Source organism: Streptomyces sp. NPDC002853, assembly GCF_053591915.1.
Map to the genome: position 1 here is coordinate 22,184 of NZ_JBSFUS010000006.1, position 16,365 is coordinate 38,548.

A 16,365-nucleotide genomic window follows, 5' to 3' on the forward strand; every position below is an offset into this window, starting at 1 on the left:
TGGCGCTACGCGCGCAGGCGTAGGCCCCGTGGGGTGGCGTGGAAGCCTGCTCCTTCCAGGAGGGGGGCGAAGGGGGAGGTCAGGGAGGAAGCGCCGTTGATGCGCTCGACCGTGACGGTGCCCAGTGAGCCCGCGCGGGCCGCGGTGGCGAGAGCCTCGGCCGCCGCGTGCAGCCGGACGTCCTCGGTGGCCGGGGTGTCGTCCTGCGGGGTCGCGGGCCACGCCAGCAGGGTCTTGCCGCCGCGCTCCATGTAGAGGGTCAGTTCGCCGTCGACGAGCACGACCAGGGAGCCCGCCTTGCGGCCCGGCTTGTGCCCCGCGTCGGTGGGCGGATCGGGCCAGGGCAGCGCGGCTCCATAGGCGTTGGCGGGGTCGGCGGCCGCCAGGACGAGGGCCTGGGAGTCCGAGGGGCGCGGGGAGTAGTTCATGGCGCCGGGTGAACTGTCCGTGCGGTCACGGGCGTTCGCCGCCGCGCGCAGCCGGTCCACCGCGCCGTCCATGGCGAACTGGGCGGCGCCGAGCCCCTCGACCACATAGCCGCGCCGCGCCTGGCCGCTGTCCTCGAAGGCGGACAGGACGCGGTACGTCGCCGAGAAGCCGCCCTCCACCCCCTCGGCCGCGACTGCCCCACGGGTGACCACGCCGTGCCGGTCCAGGAGGGTGCGGGCCAGGGCGTGGGCTCGCAGGGTGGGGTCGGGTTCGTGGGCGGGGAGCAGTGACCAGCGGCCCGCCACGGTCGGCGGGCCCGTACGCGACGAGGTGGGGCGGGCGGCGCCCGTCAGCGAGCCGTAGCGTCCGCGCGGCATGGTGCGCTTGGCGCGGTGCGCGGTGGAGCCCGCGGTGCGGCCCGAGCCGAGGAGCGAGCGCATCGGGGTGAGCGTGTCGTTCGTGAGCCGTCCGGACCAGGCCAGGTCCCAGATCACGTCGGCCAGTTGGAGCTCGGATGCCTCGGGGTGGGTCGTGGCCCGGATCTGGTCGGCGATCTGCCGGAAGAAGAGGCCGTACCCCCCGGAGAGTGTGTCGAGGACCGACTGGTGCAGCGCGGTGAGCTCCAGCGGATGGGCCGGTGGCAGGAGCAGGGGCGCGGCGTCGGCCAGGTACAGGGAGACCCAGCCGTCCTTGCCGGGAAGGGAGCCGGCCCCGGCCCACACCACCTCTCCGGCGGCGGTGAGTTCGTCGAGCATCGCCGGTGCGTACCCGGAGACGCGGGAGGGCAGGACGAGCTTCTCGAGCGCCGACGCGGGCACGGTCGCACCCTGCAACTGCTCGATGGCGCGCACCAGCCCGTCCACGCCCCGCAGCCCGTGACCGCTCAAGTGCTGCCACTGGGGCAGGAACTGGGCGAGCGCGGCGGGCGGCACCGGCTCCAGCTCGTGCCGGAGGGCCGCGAGGGAGCGGCGTCGCAGGCGGCGCAGGACAGCCGCGTCGCACCACTCCTGTCCGATGCCCGCCGGGTGGAACTCTCCTTGTACGACACGTTGGTTGGCGGCAAGGCGCTGCAGCGCGCCCTCGGTCACGGCGACGCCGAGACCGAAGCGGGCCGCCGCCGTCGCCGAGGTGAACGGGCCGTGCGTGCGCGCATACCGCGCGACGAGATCACCGAGGGGGTCCTTGACCGGTTCGGTGAACGCCTCCGGGACACCGACCGGCAGCGCGGTGCCCAGCGCGTCGCGCAACCGGCCAGCATCCTCGATCGCCGCCCAGTGGTCGGCTCCGGCGATGCGGACGCTGATCGCGCGGCGGGCGGAGGCCAGTTCCTGAGCCCACTCCGGCTCGGCGCCGCGCTCCGCGAGCTCGGCGCCGGTGAGCGGCCCGAGGAGTCGCAGCAGGTCGGCGACGCCCTCGGCATCCTTGACGCGGCGGTCCTCCGTGCGCCACTGGAGCTCCTGCTCCAGCTCCGCGAGGACGTCCGCGTCGAGCAGCTCGCGCAGCTCGGCCTGGCCGAGAAGCTCCGAGAGGAGCCGGGAGTCCAGGGAGAGGGCCGCCGCGCGCCGCTCGGCGAGCGGCGAGTCGCCCTCGTACAGGAACTGCGCCACGTAGCCGAAGAGGAGTGAGCGGGCGAAGGGGGACGGTTCGGGAGTGGTGACCTCGACGAGCCGGACCTTGCGGGACTCGATGTCGCCCATCAGTTCCGTGAGACCGGGGACGTCGAAGACGTCCTGGAGGCACTCCCTGACCGCTTCGAGGACGATGGGGAACGAGCCGAACTCGCTGGCCACCTGGAGCAGTTGCGCCGCGCGCTGGCGCTGCTGCCACAGAGGCGTGCGCTTTCCGGGGCTGCGGCGCGGCAGCAGCAGCGCGCGGGCGGCGCACTCGCGGAAGCGCGAGGCGAACAGGGCCGAGCCGCCCACCTGGTCGGTGACGATCTGATTGACCTCGCCCTTGTCGAAGGCGACGTCCCCGGCTCCTACGGGGGGTTGCTCGCTGTCATACCCCAGGGGCTGGTCGGTGGGCTCTTGGTCGAGCAGGTCCAGGCTCATCAGGTCGGCGTCCGGCAGGCGGAGCACGATGCCGTCGTCGGCGTGCATGACCTGGGCGTCCATCCCGTACCGCTCGCTGAGCCGGGAGGCGAGGGCCAGGGCCCAGGGCGCGTGCACCTGAGCGCCGAACGGGGAGTGCACCACCACCCGCCAGTCGCCCAGCTCGTCGCGGAACCGCTCCACCACGATCGTGCGGTCGTCCGGGATGTGGCCGCAGGCCTCGCGCTGCTCGGCGAGGTACGTCAGGACGTTCTCGGCCGCCCAGTCGTCGAGGCCCGCTGCCTGCAGGCGCACGCGCGCGTCGTCGCGTGTCAGGGAGCCGACCTCCCGGAGGAAGGCGCCCAGCGCACGGCCCAGTTCGAGCGGGCGGCCCAGCTGGTCGCCCTTCCAGAAGGGGAGACGGCCCGGGACGCCGGGAGCGGGGGAGACGAGTACGCGGTCACGGGTGATGTCCTCGATGCGCCAGGAACTCGTGCCGAGCGTGAAGACGTCGCCGACCCGGGACTCGTAGACCATCTCCTCGTCGAGCTCTCCGACGCGGCCGCCGCCCTTCTTGGGGTCGGCGCCGGCCAGGAAGACCCCGAAGAGGCCGCGGTCGGGGATCGTGCCCCCGGAGGTGACCGCGAGGCGCTGCGCCCCGGGGCGGCCGGTGACGGTCCCGGCGACGCGGTCCCAGACGACGCGGGGACGCAACTCCGCGAAGGCGTCCGACGGATAGCGGCCCGCGAGCATGTCCAGGACGGCCGTGAACGCCGACTCCGGGAGCGAGGAGAAGGAGGCGGCGCGGCGAATCAGGGCCAGGAGGTCGTCGACCTGCCAGGTGTCGAGGGAGACCGTCGCGACGAGCTGCTGGGCGAGGACGTCCAAGGGGTTGGCCGGGATGCGCAGCGACTCGATGGAGCCGGTCCGCATCCGCTCGGTGACCACGGCGGCCTGCACCAGGTCCCCTCGGTACTTGGGGAAGACGACGCCGGTGGAGACCGCTCCCACCTGATGTCCCGCCCGGCCGACGCGCTGGAGTCCTGAGGCCACGGAGGGCGGTGACTCGACCTGGACCACCAGGTCGACCGCTCCCATGTCGATGCCGAGCTCCAGGCTGGACGTGGCGACGACGGCCGGCAGCCGGCCGGCCTTCAGGTCCTCCTCGACGAGTGCGCGCTGCTCCTTGGAGACCGAGCCGTGGTGGGCGCGGGCGAGGACCGGAGGGGCGCCCTTGGCCGCGCCCGATTCGGCCATCAGCTCGGCGGGGGAGTGGTCTTCGGGGAGGGGCTCTCCCGTCGCGCGTTCGTACGCGATTTCGTTCAGCCGATTGCACAGGCGCTCCGCGAGGCGGCGGGAGTTGGCGAAGACGATGGTCGAGCGGTGCGCCTGGACGAGGTCGGTGATGCGCTCCTCGACGTGCGGCCAGATGGAGGGCCGCTCCGCGCCCTGGTCGGAGTCGGCGACCGGAGAACCGCCCAGCTCCGCGAGGTCCTCGACCGGCACGACCACGGACAGGTCGAACTCCTTGCCGGACGGCGGCTGGACGATCTCCACCCTGCGCTGTGGCGACAGATAGCGCGCCACCTCGTCCACCGGACGGACGGTCGCCGACAGGCCGATGCGCCGGGCGGGCCGGGGCAGCAGTTCGTCCAGCCGCTCCAGGGAGAGGGCGAGATGGGCGCCGCGCTTGGTGCCCGCGACGGCGTGCACCTCGTCCAGGATCACCGTCTCGATGCCCGCCAGCGCGTCCCGCGCGGCGGAGGTGAGCATCAAAAAGAGCGACTCGGGGGTGGTGATCAGGATGTCCGGCGGGCGCGTGGCCAGGGAGCGGCGCTCGGCGGGCGGGGTGTCGCCCGAACGGATGCCGACCCGGACCTCGGGCTCGGGGAGCCCGAGGCGCACGGCCTCCTGGCGGATGCCGGTCAGGGGGCTGCGCAGGTTGCGCTCCACGTCGACCGCGAGGGCCTTCAGCGGAGACACGTACAACACACGGCAGCGCTTCTTCGGGTCGGCGGGCGGCGGTGTCGAGGCCAGCTGGTCCAGGGCGGCGAGGAACGCGGCCAGGGTCTTGCCCGAGCCGGTGGGCGCGACGACCAGCACGTCCGATCCCTCGCCGATGGCTTTCCACGCCCCGGCCTGGGCGGACGTGGGCGCGGAGAAGGCCCCCGTGAACCAGCTGCGGGTCGCGGGGGAGAACCCATCAAGGGCGCCGGGGGCACTGGATGCGGACCTGACCATGACCCCATCGTGCACCCAGCCACTGACAACGGCGCCGACCTGCGGAAAAGGGTTTGCGTGGCTGTCGCAGAATGGGGGCATGGCAGGTTCGGCGGAGCAGGCGCGGCACTGGCGATACGCGGAGCTGCCGGGGGTCGACCTGCTGCGTGCCCACTACATCGACAAGACGTTCGTGCGACACACCCACGAGCACTACGTGATCGCCGCGATCGCCGAGGGCGTCGACGTCTTCCACCACGGCGGCGCCGATCAGCACGCGGGCCCGGGGACCCTGGCCCTCATCAACCCCGACACGCCGCACACGGGCCGGGCCGGTGCGCCCGAGGGATGGCGGTACGCGGCGGTGTACCCGTCGCCGGACCTGGTCGCCGCCATCGCCGCGGAGACCACCGCCATTCGAGGGACACCCGGCTTCATCCGTCCGGTGCTCGAGGACCCGTACGCCGTGACCCTCGTCCACCGGGTGCTGCGAGCCGCCGAGGAGGGCAACGCGCTCGCCGCCGACACGCTGCTGAGGGTGGCCGTGACCCGGTTGCTGCGGCACAACGGCGGGGCCGTCCCCCAGCGTGCCGCGCGCACGGCGGGAGCCAGGATCGCGGCACGCGCGCGTGCCGTCCTGGAGGAGCGGCTGGCCGACCCGCCGAGCCTGGAGCGGCTCGCCACCGATCTCGGAGTCGGCCCGTTCGCTCTGCTGCGGGCCTTCCGCGACGTGTACGGGATGCCTCCGCACGCGTGGCTCACCGACGCGCGTGTGCGGGCCGCACGGCGCCTCCTGGACGCGGGAACGTCCCCGGCCGAAGCGGCCGTCGCCGTGGGCTTCACCGACCAGCCGCATCTGAACCGGCACTTCACACGCGCGGTCGGGGTACCGCCCGGGGCGTACCAGCGCGAGCGCAAGAAGGCAGGCGTACGCAAGAAGGCAGGCGAGCGCAAGAACGTAAGCGAGCGCAAGAACGTACAAGACGGGGAATCGTCCCTGCTCGTACCGTCCGGCGTGTGGCAGAACAGACGACACCCGCAGACATAGGCGCAGGCCTCTCAGCAGACGTGACAGCCGACCGACCACCGGAGAAACCCGATTCCGCCGTAGTCCGCGACGCCCTCGGAGTCGGGGTCGCCGTCGGGCTCTCCGGCTTCGCCTTCGGGGTGACCTCGGCGGGCAGCGGTCTCACCGTGCTGCAGACCTGCGTGCTCAGCCTGCTGGTCTTCACCGGAGCCTCGCAGTTCGCGCTGGTCGGGGCGCTCGCGGGCGGCGGAAACCCCTTCACCGCCGCGGCGGGCGCCTTCTTCCTCGGCGTACGCAACGCGTTCTACGGGCTGCGGCTCTCGCAATTGCTCGCCCTCCCGCGCGCGGTGCGCCCGTTCGCCGCCCACTGGGTCATCGACGAGACCACCGCCGTCTCGCTCGCGCAGCCGACCAGGCGCGCCGCCCGCATCGGTTTCACCGTCACCGGACTGAGCCTCTACGTGCTCTGGAACCTCACCACGCTCCTCGGGGCGCTCGGTGCCGAGGCCATCGGTGACACCGACGCGTGGGGGCTCGACGCCGCGGGACCGGCGGTCTTCCTGGCACTGCTCGCACCGATGCTGACCACGACCACGGAGCGGGCGGTGGCGGCGGTCGCGGTCGTCCTCGGGCTCGGCCTGCTGCCCGTGCTGCCCGCGGGGGTGCCGGTCCTGGTGGCCGCGCTCGCCGTGCCGGCGGTGCTCTACGTAGAGGGCCGAAGGGCTAATTCCGCGCCTGCCTCCGAGCCGGCCAGGAAAGACGATCGCCCCGACGACACCCAGAAGGAAGACCGTTGAACATCTGGATCGCGATCGGCGTGACCTTCGTCGGCTGCTACCTCGTGAAGCTCGCGGGTCTGCTGGTGCCCGCGGGCGCCCTGGAGCGCCCGCTCGTCAAGCGCATGGCCGCCCTGCTGCCCGTGGCGCTCCTGGCCGCGCTCACGGCCCAGCAGGCCTTCGCCGACGGGCGGGTCATCGAGCTCGACGCCAAGGCCCTGGGGCTCGCGGCAGCGGCCGTGGCGCTGCTGATGCGGGCGCCGTTCCTGGTCGTCATCGGGGCTGCCGTGGTCGTCACCGCGGGGGCTCGGGCGCTCATGGGCTGACCGCGTAATGTGACGCGTCACAATCGCGGCCCCACCCCCGGAGAGGAGACCCCGTGGCGTTGTCTCCCGAGGCGAAATCACTCGCGGCGCGCTGCGAGCCCCGGGTCAATGAACTGGCCCGCAGGATGGCGCGTGAGTCGTTCGAGGAGCTCCCCGGGTATGCGGAGCTACCCGACGACGTGAAGGACCTGGAGATAGCCGCGACGGCGCGCCACGGAGTGCGCCTCTTCCTGCGGCGCGTCACCGACCGGCCCGGCAGCCACCGGCTCTTCCGCGAGCGCGCCGCCCAGCGTGCGGAAGAGGGCATGCCCCTGCATCTCCTGCTGCGTACGCACGCTCTGGGGGTGTACGTCCTGTGGCAGGCGCTGCGCGACGAGGCCCGCCCCGGCGAGGAGGCGGCCTTGGTCGAGCTCGTGGACGTCCTCCTGCAGTCACATCCCTCCATCGTCGGGGCTGTGGCAGAGACCTACCTGGACGAGCGTTCCGCGCTGGAGGCCGAGCAGCGCGCCCAGCGCAGGTCCCTGGTCCGCGGTCTGCTCGACGGCATGGTGCCGCCCGGCCACGTGCTGCTCGACCAACTGAACCTTGCGGGGCCCGTGCTCGTCCTGGCGGTCGGTTTCGACGGGACGCCGGCCGACGGCCCCGTAGCGGTACGGCGGCGCCTGCGACGTGTGCAGACCGCCCTGGACCACGCCTTCGGGGTGGAGGTACTCGCCCTCCTGGAGGCCGACGGCGGCCGGGTCGTCGTGCCGCAGGAATGCCGGCCTCCCGAAGACCTGCCGCGCCGGCTCAGCAAGGCCTGCGACCTCCCCGTCCGCGTGGCCGCCGTGGACGCGGCCGGGCCTGAGGCGGTGACCGACGCGGCGCGCACCGCGACCGAGATACTGCGCGTCACGCGCGCGTGCGGCCTGCCTCCCGGACTGCACCGCATGGAGGACGTGCTCCTCGAGTACCACCTCTCCCGGCGCAACGAGAGCAGCCACCTCATCTCCGCACTGCTCGACCCGGTGGCCGACCGGCCCGAGCTCCTGGAGACGCTGCGCACCCACCTGGGCCATCAGCAGGAGCGCAGGGCGACCGCCGCCGCCCTCGGCCTGCACCCCAACACCGTCGACAACCGCCTCGCGAAGATCGGCGAGCGCACCGGCCTCGACCTGTCGGCACCGCGCGGCACGGCGCTCGCCATCGCGGCGCTGCTGCTGAGGGAGGCCGAGGAGGCCCCGTCAGCCGATGGCCCGACCGTACGCCCGTAGGGTGCGCAGCGCCTCGACGGTGACGATCGGGCGGGCTTCGAGAGCGCTGCCCGGCGCCCACTGCCGCGTGGGGGTCCCCCCATGCGTCGAGCCATGGGGGAGGACCGGCCAGCCGCCGTCCTCCTGCTGCTCCCGCTCGAGGTGGTCCAGGGAGCGCGCCATCTCCTCGTCGGTGAACCACGCGCGCGCGAGCGACCCGGGGGTCTTGGCGTAGTCGTGCGCGAAGTGGTGCTCACCCGGTGCGTAGCCGGGCGCCACGGGGTACGCGTCCAACCGCTCGGGGTCGAGCGCCACGAGCCGCTGCTCGCGCGCGACCCTGCCGAGCCGGTCGGCTGCCGCCTGTGCGCGCGGGCGGTCGGGCGCCCCGTCGAGGAAGGCGACGGCCGCCTGGATCTCGTACGGATGGGACTTCTCCAGGGACTCCACCGCGGCCCAGCAGAAGTCGGTGGCCCTGAACAGCCAGGCGTGCCACACCTCGTTGCGGTGCAACAGGCCCACTACGGGGCCGGTGGTGAGGAGTTCGCTCGGCGGATCGTCCACCACGGGCATGAACGACGCCGAGGGGTAGGCGCGTTGGCTGGGATGGATCGCCGGCAGGGCACCGTCCGACGTCGACACCGACGTCAAGTAGCGGCACACGCGCTCCACCCGCTGCCCGCCGCAGCGCCCGATCGAGTCCAGGACGCGCAGCGCGTGCCCGGTGTGCAGGGGCTGGCTGACGGGGCCCCGCAGGTCCGGTTCGAGCGCGTACCCGTAGCCGCCGTCCTGAGTGCCGTACGCGGCGAGCGCGGTCTCGACCGCGTCGGCCGACGGACCGGCTCCGGCGCTGCCCGTGCCGCTCAGGAAGTGGTACGCGAACCGCCGCTGCTCGAGTACGCGCGCGGTGAGCCAGACGAAGTGCTCGGCGCGTGCGACCGGCGAGGACGCGGCGTGCGGGGATGCTCCGGTTTCGGCCATGCACAGACCGTAGGCCGGAAAGCGCCTTCGGTGATCCCCCTGCGTCCGGCTGCACTCCCAAGGGAGCGATACTGAGGGCATGCGGTTGACGATTTTCTGGGAGCGGATGGCGGACCACTTCGGACAGGGGTACGCCGACTCGTTCGCCCGCGATCACGTGATGGCCGAGCTCGGCGGACGCACGGTGCATCAGGCACTGGACGCGGGCTGGGACGCCAAGGACGTATGGCGCGCCGTGTGCTCGGCCATGGACGTACCGGCCGAAAAGCGCTGACGCCGGGGTAGTTCCCCGTTCTTCCGCGTCCCGTCGCGGGTGCCGGGGAGCGCGAAGATGCGGGGGCGGCGGCCGAATGTCGTCGGCGTGGGCGAGACTGGCCCCGTGGCATCGACAGACGAGACCGCGCAGGTCACTCAGGACGTAGCTCCGCTCGGCACGACGCCGCCCGCACAGCCCCCGAACGGGGCCGAGAGCGGGCGGGCCACCGGCATGCCGCGCTGGCTGCCGCGCGCCATGGTGCTCGCCCTCGCGCTCATCGCCTGTTTCCAGCTGGGCAGTTGGGCCTTCCACCAGCTGACCGGGCTGCTGATCAACATCCTGATCGCGTTCTTCCTCGCGCTCGCGGTGGAGCCCGCGGTGAGCTGGATGGCCGCGCGCGGGCTGCGCAGGGGCTTCGCCACCTTCCTGGTCTTCCTCGGCGTCCTGATCGCGAGCGCGGGCTTCATCACGCTCATGGGGTCGATGCTCGCGGGCCAGATCGTGGACATGGTCGAAGACTTCCCCGAGTACCTCGACGATGTCATCAGCTGGATCAACCAGACGTTCCACACGGAGCTCTCCCGGGTCGAGATCCAGGACAGCCTGGTCCACTCGGACTGGCTGCAGAAGTACGTGCAGAACAGCGCCAGCGGCGTCCTGGACGTGTCGGCGCAGGTCCTCGGGGGCCTCTTCCAGCTCCTTACGGTCCTGCTGTTCTCGTTCTACTTCGCGGCAGACGGCCCGCGGCTGCGGCGCGCCCTCTGTTCGGTGCTGCCGCCCGCCCGCCAGGCCGAGGTGCTCCGCGCCTGGGAGATCGCGGTCGACAAGACCGGCGGTTATCTCTATTCGCGCGGTCTGATGGCGCTGATCTCCGGAGTCGCGCACTACGTACTGCTGCAGGCCCTGGGCGTGCCGTACGCACCCGTGCTCGCGGTGTGGGTCGGCCTGGTCTCGCAGTTCATCCCGACCATCGGCACGTATCTGGCGGGCGCGCTGCCGATGCTGATCGCCTTCACGGTCGATCCCTGGTACGCGCTGTGGGTGCTCATCTTCGTCGTGGTCTACCAGCAGTTCGAGAACTACGTCCTGCAGCCCAAGCTCACCGCCAAGAGCGTGGACATCCACCCGGCGGTCGCCTTCGGGTCGGTCATCGCGGGCACGGCACTCCTGGGTGCGGTCGGCGCCCTGATCTCCATCCCGGCGATCGCGACCCTGCAGGCCTTCCTGGGCGCGTACGTGAAGCGGTACGACGTCACGGACGACCCGCGCGTCCATGGACACCGGCGCAAGGGTGGAGCGTCCCTCCTCACGCGCATGAGGCGCGCGCTGCGTGGGCCGAACCATCCGGGGGCGAGCTCGGAGGCCGAGGTCGCCGCCGAGGAGGCTTCGGGAGCGAGCCCTGATTCCGCTTCAGGGTCCGGCCCGGAGCCGGGCCCGGGCGAGCGTCGGTAGCGCCGGGAATCGCCCGAGTGCCGGGGTCCGCCCGGCGGACGGAGCCCTTCCGTACTCTCGGTGGGGCCCGCGTGGTGCGCTTGACACCAAAATCGAACATCCATTCTTATGGGTTGCCTGGCGGCGTTTTCCCGGGGTTTTCGCGGGGGGATCCCTGGGCTCCGGCGGATTCCGGCGGGGCGATCGCCTCGAGTTATCCACAGGCCGGACGGGCGTCGGGGCGGATTGTCAGTGGCAGGCGCTAGCGTCATTGACGTGAAGCGATCGACACAAGCAAATCGGGTGGAACCCATGGCAGGAACCGACCGCGAGAAGGCGCTCGAAGCCGCGCTCGCACAGATTGAACGGCAATTCGGCAAGGGCGCAGTGATGCGCATGGGCGAGCGGCCGAACGACCCCATCGAGGTCATCCCCACCGGATCGACCGCCCTCGACGTCGCGCTCGGCGTCGGCGGCATCCCGCGCGGCCGTGTGGTGGAGGTGTACGGACCGGAATCCTCCGGTAAGACGACGCTGACGCTGCACGCCGTGGCGAACGCACAGCGCGCGGGCGGCGCCGTCGCCTTCGTGGACGCCGAGCACGCACTCGACCCCGAGTACGCGAAGAAGCTGGGCGTCGACATCGACAACCTCATCCTGTCCCAGCCGGACAACGGAGAGCAGGCGCTGGAGATCGTCGACATGCTGGTCCGCTCCGGCGCGCTCGACCTGATCGTCATCGACTCCGTCGCGGCCCTGGTGCCGCGTGCCGAGATCGAGGGCGAGATGGGCGACTCGCACGTGGGTCTGCAGGCCCGCCTGATGAGCCAGGCGCTCCGGAAGATCACCAGCGCGCTCAACCAGTCCAAGACCACCGCGATCTTCATCAACCAGCTCCGCGAGAAGATCGGCGTGATGTTCGGCTCGCCGGAGACCACGACCGGTGGCCGCGCGCTGAAGTTCTACGCCTCCGTGCGTCTGGACATCCGGCGGATCGAGACCCTGAAGGACGGCACGGACGCGGTCGGCAACCGCACCCGCGTCAAGGTCGTCAAGAACAAGGTCGCGCCGCCCTTCAAGCAGGCCGAGTTCGACATCCTCTACGGCCAGGGCATCAGCCGCGAGGGCGGTCTGATCGACATGGGCGTGGAGAACGGCTTCGTCCGCAAGGCCGGCGCCTGGTACACGTACGAGGGCGACCAGCTCGGCCAGGGCAAGGAGAACGCCCGTAACTTCCTGAAGGACAACCCCGATCTCGCCAACGAGATCGAGAGGAAGATCAAGGAGAAGCTGGGCGTCGGCGTGAAGCCGAAGGACGAGGAGCCGGCCGCCGAGCCCGCCAAGGACGCGACGGGTGCGGTGACCGAGGACGCCGCCAAGACGGTGCCCGCGCCGGCGACCAAGACCACCAAGCCCAAGGCCGCCGCGGCCAAGAGCTGATCCATGACGCGGCGCACGGACTGGGCGGACCAGATCACTCCCGAGCACCACACCGACCCCGCGGGCCAAGGCCTCGCGGACGGTGTGGATCAGGGTGGCGCCGACCAGGAGGGTGACGGCACCGGCTTCCGCGGGGGCGGCGGCCGGCGAGGTCGCCGACGGCGTGGCGGCTTCGGCGAAAGCCGAGGCGGCGGTTCACAGGACAGCGGCCCCCCTTCCTCGTCGAGGGCCGAGAAGGGGGAGCCGCCGGCAGCGGATCCGGGTGAGAAGGCGCGGGCGATCTGTCTGCGGCTGCTCACCGGCACTCCGCGCACGCGCAAACAGCTGGCGGACGCGCTGCGCAAGCGGGACATCCCGGACGACGTGGCGGAGGAAGTGCTGACCCGCTTCGAAGAGGTCGGCCTGATCAACGACGGCGCCTTCGCGGGCGCGTGGGTGGAGTCCCGGCACCACGGCCGGGGCCTGGCCCGACGGGCGCTCGCGCAGGAGCTGCGCACGAAGGGCGTGGACGCCACGCTGATCGAGGAAGCCGTCGGACAGCTCGACTCGGAGCAGGAGGAGGCGACCGCACGCGAGTTGGTCGCCCGCAAGCTCCGTGCCACACGGGGCCTCGACCGCGACAAGCGACTGCGCCGCCTCGCGGGCATGCTCGCCCGCAAGGGCTATTCGGAAGGCTTGGCGCTCCGGATCGTCCGGCAGGCCATCGAGGAAGAGGGCGAGGACGCGGAGGACTTGGGGTACGACGGGGATTGAGACGACCAGGGCCCTCGCGGGGGTGGGGCTCAGGTCAGGGCCGGGCAGCGCGGTGTGAACCGTGGCCCGGCCCTTTCGCGTTCCGCGGAGGGGCGTCACGAGGGGCCGTCTGACGCCCTGCCGCCTCCAGGACGCCCACTTCAATTCCCCTCCTGCATCTGCAAGGTGGGGTTAACCCCCCGCCGAAGACGCCGGTCCACCGCACTGCAAAGGAACCTGTGCACAGGCGACTGTGTACGCATGGCAAAGGAACCCGGCACGACCGACGACGCCCCGGAGGAGCTGAGCGACCTCCGCGTCCTCAAGGCGCTCGCGCAGCCTCGGCGCGTGCGGATGCTGCAGCACCTCACCGTGCACGGCCCGGCCACTTCGGCGACGCTCGCCAGGGCGCTCGGCCTCAACACCGGCGCCACCAGCTACCACCTGCGCGAACTCGCCCGCTACGGCTTCGTCGAGGAGACCGCCGGTACGGGCCACGGCCGCGAACGCTGGTGGCGCGCTATCCCCGGCGACCGGCGCTTCCCGCCCCGCAGCAAGCAGAACGCCGAGACTCGACTCGTCATGGACGAGCTGAACCACCTCTCCTACGCCGCCGACCTGGAGCTCTTCGAGCAGTTGCAGCGAGACGCCTGTGACACCGAGGACGCCGGACTCGGTGAGTGGGCCGACGCGTTTCCGTACTCGCGCGGCACGATCCGGCTGACGCTTCCCGAACTCCGTGAGTTCTTCGAGCAGTACATCGCCCTGCTCAACCGCTACAAGCGCACCGACGCCGAGACCCCGGCCGACGCCCGCACCGTACTCACACGGCTCCTGGCCTTCCCGGCGCCCGCATCCACCGACGCGCCGTCGGCGCCCGCGCCGCCCCGTTCCGCCCACTCCTCCGCCCCCTCTTCCTCCTCCTCAGAGCCCGAGGCGACATCATGATGCTGCGCTACGCACTGCAGACGGTCCGAGACCGCAAGGGCGGATTCCTCGGCGCCTTCCTGGCACTGATGTGCGCCGCCGCGCTCATCACGGCCTGCGGCACCCTCCTCGAGACAGGCCTGCGCGGCACCATCCACACCGAGCGCTACGCCGCCGCACCCGTGATCGTCTCCGCGGACCAGAGCGTTCACCAGACCACCGTCAAGCACAAGAAGGGCAAGACCAAGGTCAAGCACAAGGCCAAGCCGATCGCCGAGCGGGCCTGGCTGTCGGACGACATCGCGAACACGCTCAAGGACGTGCGGGGAGTCGGCAAAGTCATCCCCGAACTCACCTTCCTCGCCACGCCGTTGACCCCTGCGGCCGGTGACCTCACCGACAAGCCGGCGTACGGCCATGCCTGGGAGTCGGCAGCACTGACCCCCTTCCGTCTCGTCGAGGGCAAGGCCCCGCGCGCCGAAGGGGACCTCGTCATCGACAGCGGCCTTGCCGAACGCGCCCGGCTCACGACCGGCGACCGCCTCACCGTCCAGTCGACACAAGCCCCGCGCTCCTACCGCGTCACCGGTGTAGCCGCCCCCTCCGAAGGCGCCCTCGCCCACCAGACGTCCCTCTTCTTCTCCTCCCCAGAGGCCGAGCGGCTCGCCGCGCACCCCGGAAAGATCACCACTCTCGGCGTCATGCCGGCCGACGGCACCGGAACGGGAGAGCTCAAGGCGAGGGTCGCAGCCGCCCTCGCCGGTACGAAGTCGCAGGTCAGCACCGGCGACGACCGTGGCCCCGTGGAGTTCCTCGACGCGGCGGGCGCCCGCATCAAGCTGGTCAGCATGGGCGGTGCGATGGGCGGGACCTCCCTCCTCGTCGCTGTCCTCGTGGTCGTCGGCACCTTTGCCCTCTCCGTGCAGCAACGCCACCGCGAACTCGCCCTGCTCCGCGCCATCGCCGCCACCCCGAAGCAGATCCGGGGGCTTCTCGGCCGCGAGGCCCTGATCGTCGGGGCGGCCGCGGGTGTCACCGGCTCGCTCGCCGGAATCCCGCTCGGCGGCATGCTGCACGCCAAGTTCGTGGACCTGGGCGCCGTCCCCGCCACCCTGGAGCGGACCGTCAGTGTCTTCCCGCTCCTCGCCGCCGTGGCCGCGACGCTGCTCGGGGCCTGGGCCGCCGTCCGCCTTTCAGCCCGCCGCATCGCCCGTATCCGCCCTGCCGAGGCTCTCGCCGAAGCGCGTGTCGAGCGTGCCCGGCCGCCGTGGAGCCGCATCATCGCGGGCGTCCTCGTCCTCGCCGCGGGAGCCGTGCTGGTCGCCGTGCTCAGCGTGCTGCGCACCGAGCCCGCGTCGACCCCCGTGACGTTCCTGGCCGTGGTGGTCCTCTCCGCCGCTGTCGCCCTGCTCGGCCCGCTCCTGGTCAGGGCGGCGGCTGCCCTGCTCCGCGGACCGCTGCGGCTCTCCGGCCCCGGCGGCCGCCTCGCACACGCCAACCTTCGCGGCAACGCGGCCCGGATGGCGGCGGCCGTCACCCCGCTCGCCCTCCTCACCGGCATGACCTGCACCGTCCTGTTCGTCCAGCCCACCCTCGGCGACGCGGCCCGAGCACAGGCCCGCGAGGGTATCCGCGCCGACTGGGTCCTGGCGGCGCAAGGGCCGGGTGTCCCCGCCGAGGCCGCACGGAAGCTGCGTACGACCGAGGGCGTCGAGGCCGCCACCGAGGTCGTACGCACCACCGTGCGCGTGGGGCTCGACAAGTACCCGGCGCAGGGCGTCAGCACGGCCGGCCTCACTCGTACCTGGGACCCGGACGTGACCGCCGGATCCCTGCGGGGTTTCGGCAAGGGCAGCGTCGCCGTCAGCGAACTGGCCGCCGACCAACTCGGCCTGCGGCCCGGCAGCAGCCTGAAGCTCACGCTCGGCGACGGCACGAAGACCAGGCTCGAGGTCAGCGCCGTGTACGCGCGCGGGCTCGGGTTCGGGGATCTGACCATGGCCCACGAACTGGTCGCCCGCCACGTCGACAACCCGCTCGCCGCCACCGTCCTGATCAAGAGCGACCGTACACAGGAACAACTCGCGGCAGGCGTCGCGAAGTTCCCGGGCGTGCGCGTTCTCGCCCCGGCCGCCGTCGACAACCTCCAGGCCGAGCGGCAGCAGGCGAACGCCGAGGTGAACTACCTGGCCATGGGCCTCATCCTGGCGTTCACCGCGATCGCCGTCGTCAACACCCTCGCCATGTCGGTCTCCGAGCGCATCCGTGAGTTCGCGATGCTGCGACTGGCGGGTGCGAGCCGCCGCCAGGTGCTGCGCATGCTGCGTACCGAGGCGCTGTCCGTCCTGCTCATCGGCACGGCCATCGGCAGCGGTATCGCGCTCGCCGTCCTGACCGCCTTCAGCGTCGGCATGACCGGCAGCGCCGCGCCCTCGATCGCCCCCTTGGCGTACGTATCCGTGGTGGCTGTCGCGGCTCTGCTCGCCCTCACCGCGACCGCGCTCCCGGGCCGCGCCGCCCTCAGGCCCCGCCCCGTCACGGTGGCGACGGCCAAGGAGTAG

Annotated in this window: 12 protein-coding genes; 10 read left to right on the top strand and 2 right to left on the bottom strand. The window is 72.1% G+C overall.

Annotated features, from left to right (window positions below; all coding sequences use genetic code 11):
- Positions 1–5: 5 nt before the first annotated feature.
- The gene (locus ACWD02_RS17355) at positions 6–4,700 is read right to left on the bottom strand and encodes an ATP-dependent helicase (protein ID WP_451210888.1); all 4,695 of its coding nucleotides are present in this window, start codon (positions 4,698–4,700) and stop codon (positions 6–8) included.
- A gap of 79 nt (positions 4,701–4,779) precedes the next feature.
- Between ACWD02_RS17355 and ACWD02_RS17360 the strand changes: the two genes are divergently transcribed.
- Genes ACWD02_RS17360 through ACWD02_RS17375 form a run of 4 tightly spaced genes read left to right on the top strand, consistent with a single transcriptional unit; the run spans position 4,780 to position 8,061 of the window.
- On the top strand, positions 4,780–5,727 hold the full coding sequence (locus ACWD02_RS17360; protein ID WP_451210891.1) for an AraC family transcriptional regulator: 948 nt from the start codon (positions 4,780–4,782) through the stop codon (positions 5,725–5,727).
- Positions 5,728–5,747: 20 nt separating this feature from the next.
- Positions 5,748–6,503 (top strand): AzlC family ABC transporter permease, encoded by a 756-nt coding sequence (locus ACWD02_RS17365; RefSeq protein ID WP_451210894.1) that lies wholly within the window; start codon positions 5,748–5,750, stop codon positions 6,501–6,503.
- Positions 6,500–6,808, top strand: coding sequence for an AzlD domain-containing protein (locus ACWD02_RS17370; RefSeq protein ID WP_451210897.1), 309 nt, complete (start codon positions 6,500–6,502; stop codon positions 6,806–6,808). The genes ACWD02_RS17365 and ACWD02_RS17370 overlap by 4 nt, the downstream gene beginning before the upstream one ends.
- A 53-nt stretch (positions 6,809–6,861) precedes the next feature.
- Entirely contained in the window at positions 6,862–8,061 is a 1,200-nt protein-coding gene (locus tag ACWD02_RS17375; protein WP_451210900.1) for a PucR family transcriptional regulator, read from the top strand.
- On the opposite strand, the gene ACWD02_RS17380 is transcribed toward ACWD02_RS17375, so the two are convergent.
- Complete coding sequence (locus ACWD02_RS17380) at positions 8,032–9,018, bottom strand: hypothetical protein (RefSeq protein ID WP_451210902.1); 987 nt, start codon at positions 9,016–9,018, stop codon at positions 8,032–8,034. The genes ACWD02_RS17375 and ACWD02_RS17380 overlap by 30 nt on opposite strands.
- 79 nt (positions 9,019–9,097) lie before the next feature.
- On the opposite strand from ACWD02_RS17380, the gene ACWD02_RS17385 reads away from it, so the two are divergent.
- The 6 genes from ACWD02_RS17385 (at position 9,098) to ACWD02_RS17410 (ending at position 16,365) form a co-directional block, all read left to right on the top strand.
- Positions 9,098–9,292 (top strand): DUF3046 domain-containing protein, encoded by a 195-nt coding sequence (locus ACWD02_RS17385; protein ID WP_451210905.1) that lies wholly within the window; start codon positions 9,098–9,100, stop codon positions 9,290–9,292.
- A 105-nt stretch (positions 9,293–9,397) separates the two neighbouring features.
- Positions 9,398–10,726, top strand: coding sequence for an AI-2E family transporter (locus tag ACWD02_RS17390; RefSeq protein WP_451210908.1), 1,329 nt, complete (start codon positions 9,398–9,400; stop codon positions 10,724–10,726).
- Positions 10,727–11,017: 291 nt separating this feature from the next.
- Positions 11,018–12,145 (top strand): recombinase RecA, encoded by a 1,128-nt coding sequence (gene recA, locus ACWD02_RS17395; protein ID WP_451210911.1) that lies wholly within the window; start codon positions 11,018–11,020, stop codon positions 12,143–12,145.
- Positions 12,146–12,148: 3 nt separating this feature from the next.
- Positions 12,149–12,898, top strand: coding sequence for a recombination regulator RecX (gene recX, locus ACWD02_RS17400; RefSeq protein WP_451210914.1), 750 nt, complete (start codon positions 12,149–12,151; stop codon positions 12,896–12,898).
- A 240-nt stretch (positions 12,899–13,138) separates the two neighbouring features.
- A complete protein-coding gene (locus ACWD02_RS17405; protein ID WP_451210916.1) occupies positions 13,139–13,825 on the top strand; it encodes an ArsR/SmtB family transcription factor in 687 nt (228 codons plus the stop codon).
- On the top strand, positions 13,822–16,365 hold the full coding sequence (locus tag ACWD02_RS17410) for an FtsX-like permease family protein (RefSeq protein WP_451210918.1): 2,544 nt from the start codon (positions 13,822–13,824) through the stop codon (positions 16,363–16,365). The genes ACWD02_RS17405 and ACWD02_RS17410 overlap by 4 nt, the downstream gene beginning before the upstream one ends.